Origin of the sequence: Vibrio sp. OPT18, from assembly GCF_015163615.1 — a bacterium.
GTDB lineage: Bacteria > Pseudomonadota > Gammaproteobacteria > Enterobacterales > Vibrionaceae > Vibrio > Vibrio coralliirubri.
On the sequence record NZ_JADDYK010000116.1, the window covers coordinates 125,474 to 137,138 of the forward strand.

The 11,665-nt window shown below is 42.5% G+C and carries 15 protein-coding genes; 9 read left to right on the forward strand and 6 right to left on the reverse strand.

The window, feature by feature from the left end; all coding sequences use genetic code 11:
• On the reverse strand, positions 1–465 hold a 465-nt coding region (locus IQQ51_RS27720), incomplete at its 3' end, for a flavoprotein (RefSeq protein WP_322632766.1).
• A gap of 224 nt (positions 466–689) precedes the next feature.
• Between IQQ51_RS27720 and radC the strand changes: the two genes are divergently transcribed.
• From radC to mutM, 5 genes are all read left to right on the forward strand, one after another.
• Complete coding sequence (gene radC / locus IQQ51_RS26280; RefSeq protein WP_193842527.1) at positions 690–1,364, forward strand: RadC family protein; 675 nt, start codon at positions 690–692, stop codon at positions 1,362–1,364.
• 291 nt (positions 1,365–1,655) lie between these two features.
• Entirely contained in the window at positions 1,656–1,892 is a 237-nt protein-coding gene (rpmB, locus tag IQQ51_RS26285; protein ID WP_004728407.1) for a 50S ribosomal protein L28, read from the forward strand.
• A gap of 13 nt (positions 1,893–1,905) precedes the next feature.
• Positions 1,906–2,073 carry a 50S ribosomal protein L33 gene (rpmG, locus tag IQQ51_RS26290; RefSeq protein ID WP_002535344.1) on the forward strand — a complete coding sequence of 56 codons (168 nt, stop codon included), beginning with the start codon at positions 1,906–1,908 and terminating at the stop codon, positions 2,071–2,073.
• 204 nt (positions 2,074–2,277) lie between these two features.
• The gene (locus tag IQQ51_RS26295) at positions 2,278–2,802 is read left to right on the forward strand and encodes a hypothetical protein (protein ID WP_193842528.1); all 525 of its coding nucleotides are present in this window, start codon (positions 2,278–2,280) and stop codon (positions 2,800–2,802) included.
• Positions 2,803–2,805: 3 nt separating this feature from the next.
• Positions 2,806–3,615, forward strand: a complete 810-nt coding sequence (mutM, locus tag IQQ51_RS26300; RefSeq protein ID WP_193842529.1) for a bifunctional DNA-formamidopyrimidine glycosylase/DNA-(apurinic or apyrimidinic site) lyase — start codon at positions 2,806–2,808, stop codon at positions 3,613–3,615.
• Between the two features lie 24 nt (positions 3,616–3,639).
• On the opposite strand, the gene IQQ51_RS26305 is transcribed toward mutM, so the two are convergent.
• Both IQQ51_RS26305 and coaD read right to left on the reverse strand, forming a co-directional pair.
• Positions 3,640–4,566: a glycosyl transferase family 90 gene (locus tag IQQ51_RS26305; protein WP_193842530.1), complete on the reverse strand. Its 927-nt coding sequence runs from the start codon at positions 4,564–4,566 to the stop codon at positions 3,640–3,642.
• Positions 4,553–5,056 carry a pantetheine-phosphate adenylyltransferase gene (gene coaD / locus IQQ51_RS26310; RefSeq protein WP_193842531.1) on the reverse strand — a complete coding sequence of 168 codons (504 nt, stop codon included), beginning with the start codon at positions 5,054–5,056 and terminating at the stop codon, positions 4,553–4,555. Before coaD ends, IQQ51_RS26305 begins: the two co-directional genes overlap by 14 nt.
• 106 nt (positions 5,057–5,162) lie before the next feature.
• Here coaD and IQQ51_RS26315 point away from each other — a divergent pair, with 106 nt between their 5' ends.
• Positions 5,163–6,197, forward strand: a complete 1,035-nt coding sequence (locus tag IQQ51_RS26315; RefSeq protein WP_193842532.1) for a glycosyltransferase family 9 protein — start codon at positions 5,163–5,165, stop codon at positions 6,195–6,197.
• On the opposite strand, the gene IQQ51_RS26320 is transcribed toward IQQ51_RS26315, so the two are convergent.
• Both IQQ51_RS26320 and IQQ51_RS26325 read right to left on the reverse strand, forming a co-directional pair.
• Entirely contained in the window at positions 6,166–6,954 is a 789-nt protein-coding gene (locus IQQ51_RS26320; protein WP_193842533.1) for a glycosyltransferase family 2 protein, read from the reverse strand. The two genes, IQQ51_RS26315 and IQQ51_RS26320, sit on opposite strands and share 32 nt — an antisense overlap.
• 3 nt (positions 6,955–6,957) lie before the next feature.
• Positions 6,958–8,001 (reverse strand): glycosyltransferase family 9 protein, encoded by a 1,044-nt coding sequence (locus tag IQQ51_RS26325; protein ID WP_193842564.1) that lies wholly within the window; start codon positions 7,999–8,001, stop codon positions 6,958–6,960.
• A gap of 212 nt (positions 8,002–8,213) precedes the next feature.
• Between IQQ51_RS26325 and IQQ51_RS26330 the strand changes: the two genes are divergently transcribed.
• Genes IQQ51_RS26330 through rfbA form a run of 3 tightly spaced genes read left to right on the forward strand, consistent with a single transcriptional unit; the run spans position 8,214 to position 10,879 of the window.
• On the forward strand, positions 8,214–8,924 hold the full coding sequence (locus IQQ51_RS26330) for a 3-deoxy-D-manno-octulosonic acid kinase (protein ID WP_193842534.1): 711 nt from the start codon (positions 8,214–8,216) through the stop codon (positions 8,922–8,924).
• A 21-nt stretch (positions 8,925–8,945) separates the two neighbouring features.
• A complete protein-coding gene (rfbB, locus tag IQQ51_RS26335; protein WP_193842535.1) occupies positions 8,946–10,010 on the forward strand; it encodes a dTDP-glucose 4,6-dehydratase in 1,065 nt (354 codons plus the stop codon).
• Complete coding sequence (gene rfbA, locus IQQ51_RS26340; protein WP_193842536.1) at positions 10,010–10,879, forward strand: glucose-1-phosphate thymidylyltransferase RfbA; 870 nt, start codon at positions 10,010–10,012, stop codon at positions 10,877–10,879. The genes rfbB and rfbA overlap by 1 nt, the downstream gene beginning before the upstream one ends.
• 1 nt (position 10,880) lies before the next feature.
• Here rfbA and rffC read toward each other — a convergent pair whose 3' ends face one another.
• Entirely contained in the window at positions 10,881–11,585 is a 705-nt protein-coding gene (gene rffC / locus IQQ51_RS26345) for a dTDP-4-amino-4,6-dideoxy-D-galactose acyltransferase (RefSeq protein ID WP_193842537.1), read from the reverse strand.
• Between the last annotated feature and the right edge of the window lie 80 nt (positions 11,586–11,665).

Consider the following 11,665-nt stretch of genomic DNA (forward strand, 5'->3'; position numbering starts at 1 on the left):
TTTTAGTGTCGCGATGTTCTCTTGAGTGGCAGGGTGGCTGTACATTTGTTGGTTCATTGCTGGAGATACCGCAACTGGCGCATCGGTTGCTAAAACCAAAGTGGTCAGTAGGTCGTTACCCATGCCCGCCGTCATACGAGCAATCAGATCAGCGGTGGCCGGCGCTAGTAATACCAAGTCAGCCCACTTTGCGAGCTCAATGTGCCCCATGGAAGCCTCAGCAGCAGGATCAAGCAAACTATCAGACACTGGCCTTCCAGAGACGGCTTGCATGGTGAGAGGAGTGATGAACTCCTTGGCTGCATTTGTCATCACGACTTGTACTTGCGCCCCACGCTCAATTAAGCGTCGAGTCAGTTCGGCACATTTATACGCAGCGATACCACCACTAACGCCAAGTAGGATTTTTTTCCCAGCTAGGCCTTGCAGGTCAGCGTTATCCAGTTGATTAACCAATGTTTGCATGATTCTGTTCCTTAATTTCTCTGGGACTTACGATATCAGAACAAAGGATTAGTGCCTAGAAGCAGAATTAGAACAGATTTGACGCTCATCAAGTTGGTGTTATCAAACTTATCAATTACACGGTTTTGTTAGTGACTCGTTTCCTTTTGTCTCTATCGAAGGATCTCTGATTACGATCTCATTAAGGTGGTGGGTCGTGTTCATGACTAGTGATTAGCTTTTATATGCCAATAGATAAAATGCCTGCCGAATCGATGCCGAGAGAAAAGTTATTGAGTCGAGGGCCTGATTCTTTGAGTGATGCGGAACTGCTCGCGATATTTCTGCGAACAGGGACACAAGGAATGAACGTGTTGGAACTCGCTGACAAGTTGATCAAAGACTTTGGCTCACTCCGTCACCTTTTTTCAGCAACGCAGGAAGAGTTTTGTGCCCATAAAGGGATGGGTCAGGCCAAGTATGTTCAATTACAGGCTGTGTTAGAGATGACGCAGCGCTATCTAGCAGAGACGTTATCTCGTGGAGATGCGCTCACGAGCCCTAGTCATACTAAGTTGTATCTTTCGAGCATGTTGCGTGATCGCCAGCGAGAAGCCTTCTATATATTGTTCCTCGATAACCAAAATAGGGTAATAAAGGACGAGGCGATGTTTGAAGGAACCATCGATGCCGCATCGGTTTACCCGCGGGAAGTGGTTAAACGGTCACTTCACCACAATGCGGCGGCATTAATCTTGGCTCATAACCATCCTTCGGGTGTCGCGGAGCCTAGCCAAGCGGATAGACGGATTACACGCCGATTAACCGATGCATTAGCGCTGGTGGACATCCGAGTTCTCGACCATTTTGTCGTTGGAGATGGCGAAGTTGTCTCTTTTGCAGAGCGTGGATGGATTTGAATCACATTTTAGGTTGTTAGTTGCGTTAAATCTGCTATTATTCCGCCCACATTTTTAGACCTAAAATCAGCTCTGATTACTCAAGCAAGCTGCGCTGCACAAAAAAAGATCACGAAATCCGTAAAAAGGATCTGTTCGGGTCTTGAGCAATGCGTGTCAAGTTAGTATAATGCGCGACCTTTGATAGCCTTGTATGGATTTTCCATAACGGTTTTTACCTTCTATTTTAATTGATAGAGAGGTTCGGCCACCAAGGTTGATATCGAGCTGAAACGATTGGAGAAGACATTCATGTCCCGAGTATGCCAAGTAACTGGTAAGCGTCCAGTAACGGGTAACAACCGTTCACACGCACGCAATGCTACTAAGCGCCGTTTTCTGCCGAACCTACAAACTCATCGTTTCTGGGTAGAGAGCGAAAAACGTTTTGTTAAACTACGTCTAACTGCTAAAGGCATGCGTATCATTGATAAGAAAGGCATCGATGCTGTTCTTGTTGATATCCGTGCACGTGGCGAAAACGTTTAAGAGGAATTAAGCAATGGCTAAAGGCATTCGTGAGAAAATTCGTCTAGTATCTTCTGCAGGTACTGGTCACTTCTACACAACTGATAAGAACAAGCGTAACATGCCAGGCAAATTTGAGATCAAAAAGTTTGATCCAGTAGTTCGCCAACACGTTATGTACAAAGAAGCTAAAATCAAGTAATTGATGCTTTTTTTGCTCTTCTTCAGTAGAAGAAAGAATTGAAAAACCCAGTTTAATCGCTGGGTTTTTTTATATCTAAAATTTGAGCAACTCAATTGCTCTTGCTTGATATAGCACCTGATAGACAGAAAACTGCGCAACATAGAAAGTATTGCCACTTTCACGATATACTGAATGTTCAATAGGTTAGATGAGCAGAATCAGATGAGATATCGTGGACGCCGGTGGAACAACATACTCATGTTCAGTGTGATCGCTTTTATTGGCGTGCTAAACCTTCCAACATTGATCAAAGCGTACCTTATCGAGCCTGAACCGCAGGTTGATAGCCCTTATCCTTATCTCCTGAACCCAACAGCAGAGCTTCAAGCGTTGCACTTTGCTAAGTGGTCCGTCATTCAACAAGATAATCAATGGGTTTACCTGTTTAAAGGTACGGACTTCCCTCAAGCTACCAATGCACAAGAGTTGTCTCAACGTTGGAAAGAGCTTGTGGGCACGGAAGTCGACTCACAGACCTACACAGACCTTACGCCTCGGTTAAATGCACCACACACCATCGAAGTATGGTATCAAGACCAAGAAGAGCCCCAGCGTATTACCTATTATCAATTGCCTGAGTTCTGGTTGTTAAAAAACTGGAATGATCAGTGGTTGGCGGTGTCTATTGAAGAGAGCTACCTGTTTCCAAGCTTTAACGCTAACCACTCCTCTAAATCGGACGACTAGATTATGCCTGAATTACCCGAAGTCGAAGTAAGCCGTATGGGGATCTCACCTCATTTAGTCGGCGAGACCATTAAAACGCTTACTTTTCGCACGCCTAAGCTGCGTTGGGATATCCCACAAGAGCTAAAAGCATTAGAAGGGCAGGTGATTCGCTCTATCTCGCGTCGTGCTAAATACCTACTGATTGAAACGGATACCGGTACTGCCATTGTTCACCTTGGTATGTCTGGCTCACTGCGCGTATTAGACGCGGACTTCCCGGCAGCCAAACACGATCACGTGGATCTTAAGCTCACCAATGGCAAAGTATTACGCTACAACGACCCTCGTCGCTTTGGCGCTTGGCTATGGTCGGCGCCTGACGAAACGCATCCTATGCTACAGGGATCTGGCCCTGAGCCGCTCACTGACGACTTCAACGCCGACTACATAGCCGAGAAGGCAGAAAAACGTAAAGTCGCCGTTAAGCAATTTATCATGGACAACAAAGTGGTGGTGGGTGTCGGAAATATCTACGCCAACGAAGCGCTATTTGCTTCACGTATTAGCCCTTTGCGTTCTGCAAGCAAAGTGACAAAAGAAGAGTGGGTATTGTTGGCCAAAGAGATCAAACAAGTGCTCTCCACCGCCATCAAGCAAGGTGGTACTACCCTAAAAGATTTCGCACAAGCAGATGGCAAGCCGGGGTATTTCGCCCAAGAGCTACAAGTTTATGGCAAAGCAGGCGAAAAGTGCCCTAATTGTGAAGCTCTGATTCAAGAGCTGAAAATAGGGCAGCGGAACACGTTTTTCTGCAAGGAATGTCAGAAATAGATGCTTGACAGGGAAGAGGGCTGGTTACATTTGTCCTGATTTATCGAAGTATTTTTTTGCGACCAATAATGAAATTAGACGCTCGCGCTTTTTGTCTCGGAACTGGTCAACCCATATATGTGCATTTTTGATAATGCTTTCAGCTTCTTCTGGGTGTGCGATGTAGTATTCCATTTTTTCAATTAAATCGGAGTAGTCATCTTTAACTTCTACGTAATGAACTCCTTTTTGTAAGCGTCCCTCCATAAACCAAGTTTCATATTTAGGTTTCGACATTATGACCAGTGAGTTTGAGGACATTGCCCACTTTAGATTTGTGGCGACATCATTGCCTTCGATAGCAAGGATAAATTTGTAAGTCAACTGCTCATCTATAGACAAATAGTCTTTTACCCAAGGTTCTGAGAGCTTTGGTTTAGTTTGTCCAATATTACACATGTCGTGATTATAGAACTGTTCAATAACCACTTTTCTATGAAGTTGTATTCCAATACCACGCCACACAGCCATGTCTTTCTTTTCTCTGTAGCTCAAACTGTCGTTGATAAAAGTAAAGTGCCTAATTGCGTTTAGCTTTAAAAGGATGGAATTGTGGTTATCACTACCTATGGGTCTGCTTTTTACAAATGTAGGCTGCTCAGGTACATGCCGTATGTCTCCATTCAAATAGCTAAATTTTAGTGTAGGATTAAAGCCTTTGATTACTTTAAGAAGATCAAAGTAGTAGGTATTGCCACCATCCTTTTTGAATTGATTTACCCGTACGAAATCGTGGTGTAAATGCGACACAGAGTTAAGCTTATTGTAATAGTCGACTCGTTGATACACATCTGAACTTGATTTTGGATGGTGATTTTTGAGTTGAGTATCCGTGAACAGACGAATTAACGCTGCTGGTAATAAGTCGATTAATACATGTTTTAGGTAATATTTTGCTTTATAGAGGCTCATCAGAAACCTTTTTTATAATCGCTTGGGATACGCATTCTGGAACGAAGCTCTCGACATTCCCACCATGGATAGCAACTTCACGGACTATGGTCGATGACAGAAAGGTAAACTCTTCCGAAGGAGTTAAAAATACACTCTCGACTCCTGGTAACAGCTTTCGATACATGCTGGTTAAACCAAACTCATACTCAAAATCCACAGTTGTTCTTAGACCTCTGATGAGAATATTTGCAGCCTCTGTTTTGGCAAAGTCAACAAGTAAGCCATTAAACCCTTTAACGGTTACCCGCTCGATACCTATACACGCTTCTTGAACCAGTGCTACACGTTCATCAAGAGAGAACATCGTTTTCTTTGAAGGGCTAGCTGCGACACCAATGATGATCTCATCAAACATGTTTGCAGCTCTGATTATTATGTCTAAGTGCCCTTTTGTTATGGGGTCAAAGGTTCCTGGGTAAACGACGCGCGATAGAGTTTTATTTGACACGATTTTTTCTCAAATGGTGAATCTGTATTAATGCTAACAAATACATTCCTATTTCACTAACTTAGTCGGTATGATTGAGAGAGAAAAATAGATGGTAAGCTCCGAAATGAAAAAAATTCTAGTTATTCGTAATGATAAAATTGGTGACTTTATGCTCGCTTGGCCAAGTTTTGCGATGTTAAAGTTATCTATGCCTCAGGCTCATGTCACTGCTCTAGTGCCTAAATATACGGTGCAATTAGCTGAACTTTGTCCATGGATTGATGAAGTGATCGTAGACTGCACCGCGAATGCAGATAAAGCTGATCAAAAGTCACTTATTGCAGCAATTAAATCTAGACAGTTTGATGCGTCAATTAATCTATTTTCAACTACTTACAACGCATTGCTCGTATGGAAGTCTGGGATAAAGTATCGATTGGCACCAGCAACCAAGTTCGCGCAGGTATTTTATAATCGTCGTATTAAGCAAAGGCGATCCCAGTCTGCGAAGCCAGAGTACCAATACAACCTAGATCTTATTAGAGCTTTTTTAAACGAACAGTCGGTCTCGGTGGTAGAGCCTCAAGCACCTTACTTCACTTTTCCAAAAGAAACATTAGATGAACAAAAAGAGAAATTGACAAAAGCGCTCAATATCGACGCTAGTAAATCATGGCTGTTTGTTCATGCGGGAACTGGTGGATCAGCGAATAATCTAACATTAGATCAATATGCGACGATGTTAACTGGATTGGAGCATACGCACGAGCTTGTAGTTACCGCAGGGCCGGGGGAAGAGGAGAAAGCGCAGCAACTTCTTGAGTTAGTCGTGGAGAAAGGTGGTAAAGGTGTCGTTTATTCAAAGAACGATGGTTTGATTGATTTTACCCGCTCGATTGCGTGTGCAAATGTCTTTATTGCTGGTTCTACTGGACCGCTGCATATTGCAGCCACATTGGATGTGCCAACAGTCGGTTTCTTTCCGAGTAAGCGCTCTTCTACTCCTCTTCGTTGGCGCCCTCTAAACTCGGATAAGCGCCATCTTGCGTTTTCTCCGCCAAAAGGTGGAAGTGAGCAAATGGAAGCGGATATGAGCCGTATTGATATCAATACGACTCTAGAAAAACTTAATCCTTGGGCTTCTCAGTACTTGTCCTAATCCACAGGTCTGCGTATTTCACAAGGGTAGAGTGCGCAGACAATACCGAAAGCAGGAAGCCTTGCTTGCCATCCAAAAAACCTGCTTTGAATACATACATTTTTAGAAAGCATGCAATAGCATGAAGTATACCTTCTAATATGCTACTCTTTTTACCACGCTTCTCTCGCTGCTCAGCCCAAGCTTGAGCATAGCCTGCTGATTTTACCAAGTAGTGATGTAGGTCGTTGTAGGTATAGTGGATAGCATCACCAGACAATTCTTTTACGCTCATATCTGAGGAAATTTCCACTTTTTCGTGGACGAGTGAGTCATCATATTGAGTTAATTGGGTTGGGTACAATCTTACGACTCTATCTGGATACCAACCACAGTGACGGATATAGCGACCAAATACCCAGCTTAAGCGGCAAATGTTGTAAAGCGTGTTTGGTTCATTCTTTGCGACGGCTTGTTGAATGCTTACTTTTAGCTCATCTGTAATGCGTTCGTCTGCATCTAACCATAAGATAAAGTCTGATTCGACATACTCTTGAGCAAGTTGTCGCTGTGGGCCAAAGCCGGGCCAATCTTTATTAATATAGAGCTTTTCAGTGTATTGACGAGCAACTTGTTCGGTCTCATCGGTACTACCTGAATCAAGAATGACGATTTCATCAACCCAATCAGCGACTGTTTTAAGGCAAGCATCGAGGTTTTTTGCTTCATTTTTAACGATCAAAGCAACGGCTAATGTTGGTTTTGCTGAGCTTGTCATGAGTTATTTACCTTGTGTGATGTTTTTAAAAGATTGCACAACTGATTCAACTGAGATGTCAGCCATAACGTTATCGCCTTTTACCCTAGTACTCCAAGGGAGTTCAGAAGCGGGCTTTCCGTGTTGCTTTTCTGCATATTGCTTATAAACACTCACAACATGGTCTAAATCGTTGTAAGGACCCGTTCTTAGAGGGTTACTGTGGCCGTATAAGCCGATAACTGGTGTTCCTTGAGTTGTGGCGATGTGAGCCGGTCCGGAGTCTGGAGCAACAACAATAGTTGCTTCTTTGAGGACTGCTGCAAGTTGTTTTAACGAGGTTTTCCCAACCAGGTTTAAAGCTGGATGAGTCATATTTTCCATGATCAATTTCGCCAGAGTAACTTCCCTTTCCGCAGGCGAGCCACAAATCACCACCTGATAGCCCTGAGACACAGCGTAATCGCCAAATTCTGCGTAGCGATTAGGTAACCAGTTACGTTCATCCTTACTGGCGGCAGGACTAATGACAACCGTAGGTTTTTGACCTAATGACTCTTTAGCGAACAAAAAGTCCTCGGCACCGATTGGTAAGTTCCACTCAGGTATAGAGCGAGCTACACCCAGATACTCAATAAAAGAGTAGAAGCTGTCGAGTACGTGTTGAGATTGGATATCCTCGATTTTTTTATTTGTAAAAAGCCATTGAGCCTCTTTAGCTCGTTTGAAGTTAAAGCCAACTTTATGTTTTGCCTTAATACCCAGAGTGAGCAAACTCGCTCTTAAAGCTAACTGCATATGAACCAAAGCATCGAATTTTCGGTTAGATAGCTTGTTCCAGACGGCTTTCATACCAGTAAAGCCAGCTTTCTTATCAAAGACGATAAGCTCTACACCTTCTAGTCCTTCTAGCAGCTGGGCTTCAACCTTACCAATGATCCATGTGACCTTGGTCGTAGGCCATTGTTTTTGCAGGGCTTGCACTGCAGCGACTGCGTGACAAACATCACCGATGGCAGATAAACGCAAAAAACAAACAGATTCAGGTGCTTGAGTAAAAAGAGGCATAAAAATCGCTCGCAAATTTAATTGCCTAAGATTATGCAGAGAGTGCAGATAAATGTAAAATACAGCACTTCTATCGAGTAACAAATATCGATAAACAAAATCACATAAAACGGGCGCGTCTAGTTGATACAGTAGTTTTGAACAAGTTGTGTGCTTAAGCTCAGTTTTCGTTTTTTGATGTACTTATTTAGCTGAAGGTTGGAGTTATCCAGATGACACAAGTGAGAACTATTGGATCTCAGAAAGTTTGGTTCGATGAAACTTTAGTAAATGATGATATCGAAAATATTTTTGATATTGATTATTGGGAAGACAAAGATTGTATATTAGGCAGTGCGCTGGGGCGTGGAACAACATGGTTTGTGCAGACTCAATTTCTTCCAGCCGCATTGCGTCACTATAGAAGAGGTGGGTTATTAGGTAAGCTAGTATCCGATCAATACTTCTTTGTTGGCTGGCAAAAGTCACGGAGCTGCCAAGAGTTCCATCTACTAAACCTTTTGAGGTCTAAAGGGGTGAATGTCCCTAGGCCTATTGCAGCAAGAGCAATAAAAAATGGATTGTTTTATCGGGCAGATCTGCTGAGTGAAAAAATCCCCAATGCTCAAGATTTAGTTGCGATACTTGAACAACAATCACTAGCTAGTGAAGCATATTATGATATCGGTATAGAAATCGCTAAGATGCACCAAGCCCAAGTTAATCATACAGACTTAAATATTCATAATATTCTGCTCGACTCATCAAAGAGAGTTTGGATTATTGACTTCGACAAGTGTACTAGAATGGCTGGTAGTACATGGAAAAATGGTAACTTGGAACGATTAAAACGCTCTTTCTTAAAAGAAAAGGTAAAGCGCTCTATTCATTGGGAAGAACGTGAATTTCAATGCTTGCTTGATGGATATGAAGCATCTCAATAAGAGCACTTTATAGGAAAATTTATGAAAATATTGATCACTGGTGGTGCTGGCTTTATTGGCTCAGCTGTTATCCGTCACATAATCGAAAATACTCAAAATACGGTTATCAACTTAGATAAGCTAACTTATGCTGGGAATTTAGAGTCACTTAATGAAGTGAGTGCAGATCCTCGTTACTTTTTTGAGCAAGTTGATATTTGTAACAGAGCTGAACTTGATCGAGTGCTTTCTCATTATCAACCGGATGCTATCATGCATCTGGCAGCAGAGTCGCATGTTGATCGTTCAATTGATGGGCCAGCAGCATTCATCGAAACCAATGTCGTCGGCACTTATACACTTCTAGAATCGGTGAGAGCATATTGGAACGATTTAGAACCAAAAAAGAAAGCATCATTTCGGTTCCATCACATCTCGACAGATGAAGTTTATGGTGATTTAGAAGGCACTGATGACCTATTTACGGAGAAGACCTCTTACGAGCCTTCTAGTCCTTACTCGGCGTCTAAAGCTTCCAGTGACCACCTTGTACGTGCCTGGTTAAGAACCTATGGCTTACCTACAATTGTGACTAACTGCTCAAATAACTATGGGCCGTATCACTTTCCTGAGAAGTTGATACCACTAATGATTTTAAATGCGATCGATGGGAAGCCGTTACCAGTGTATGGCGATGGCATGCAAATTCGCGATTGGCTGTATGTCGAAGATCATGCTCGTGCGCTTTATAAAGTTGTTACTGAAGGTGAGGTGGGTGAAACATATAACATCGGTGGCCATAACGAGAAAGCTAACATTGAAGTCGTGGAAACTATTTGTTCGTTGCTAGAAGAGTTTGTTCCGAATAAGCCGAAAGGTGTTGAGCAGTATCAAGATTTAATTATTTATGTCACCGATCGTCCAGGGCATGATGTTCGATATGCAATCGATGCTTCTAAAATAGAGCGTGAGTTAGGTTGGACTCCTGAAGAAAGCTTTGAAACAGGTATTCGTAAGACAGTAGAGTGGTACTTGAATAACAAGCAGTGGTGGGGTCGAGTGTTAGACGGTTCATATAGTATGGAAAGACTGGGGCAGGGTAGCTAATGAAAGGGATTATACTTGCGGGTGGCTCAGGTACACGCTTATACCCATTAACTCGAGGTGTATCGAAACAACTGTTGCCAGTGTACGATAAACCTATGATCTATTACCCGCTTTCTGTGCTTATGTTAGCGGGTATCCGTGAAATACTGATTATCACGACACCAGAAGATCAAGAGGGCTTTAAACGCTTGCTAGGTGATGGGGCTGATTTCGGGCTTTCTTTGGAATTTGCAGTTCAACCTACCCCGGACGGTCTCGCACAAGCCTTTATTATTGGAGAGCAGTTTATTGGTGACGACTCAGTGTGTTTAGTTCTTGGTGACAATATTTTTTATGGTCAAGGGTTCACACCGATTCTTCAAAGAGCAGCACAGCGCGAACAAGGTGCCACGGTCTTTGGTTATCAAGTAAAAGATCCAGAGCGCTTCGGTGTTGTCGAGTTCGATGAATCGATGCAAGCAGTGTCAATTGAAGAAAAACCACAAGATCCGAAGTCGAATTATGCTGTGACTGGCCTTTATTTCTATGACAACAATGTTGTTGAGTTAGCAAAAAAAGTTCAACCTTCCGAGCGTGGTGAGCTAGAAATTTCAACACTGAATCAAATGTATTTGGAGCAAGGTAATCTAAATGTTCAGCTATTAGGGCGAGGCTTTGCGTGGTTGGATACAGGGACTCACGCTAGTCTTCATGAAGCATCATCGTTTGTTCAAACTATTGAAAATGTGCAAGGATTGAAGGTTGCTTGTTTAGAAGAGATTGCTTGGCGTAATGGTTGGCTAACTGATAGTGAGGTGGTGAAGCTAGCCGCACCTATGTTAAAAAATGATTATGGGTCCTACCTAAATAACCTGGTTGTGAGTGATTAAACTACTGGTCCCTCTTGTAGAACCAAAGATTGGTTTCCTTTAATCGGAAACCAAATCTTGTATACAAATTCAAAGCGTGGATATTACTTGTTTGAGTGGAGACATTTAAGATTGTACAGCTTCGTTGCCTTAAATATTGCTCGGCAACAAAGAGCAACTTCTTTCCTATTCCTTTTCCTTGGTACTCAGAGCCAACACCAATTAAGCCGATTTGTGCGTAATTCGAGAACTCTTTAAGGGTTACGAAGCCGTATATCTTATCTTCTTCAGCAATAATCAAACAGCAATCATCAAATGTGCCGTATACCGCTTTAGTTAGCCACTCTTTATAAAACCTATCTCTATCTTGTGTCGCAAACCAAGGTGCTTTGAAGCGACTGATTTGGTACATGTTATCAAGCATAGCTAAGAGTTTAGGTAACTGTTCTTGAGTAGCCATTTGAAAGTCTATTTCAGAATCATTTGAATGGATATCTTTGGTCAGCTGAACATCACCGTCACAATATACAAACCCATGATTTTGAAGCACTTCGATTTTTGTATGTTCTAAAGAGCTAACGCGAGTCGTAATGAGGTCGTAACTGTGTGCAGAAGCAAGTTGAGTATTTTCAATACCCCACTGAACATCACCAATTTTTTTGCTAAAAAACTGAGAGTCCCATTCACGCAGTGAAAAGTGATATACATTAGAGATGTTTGTTTTCATTATGATTAGGTTTATGCCAGCATAGTTAGATGCTGTTATAATAGCAGTTATTAATGTCGTTTTTCACGAGTTCTGCGTTG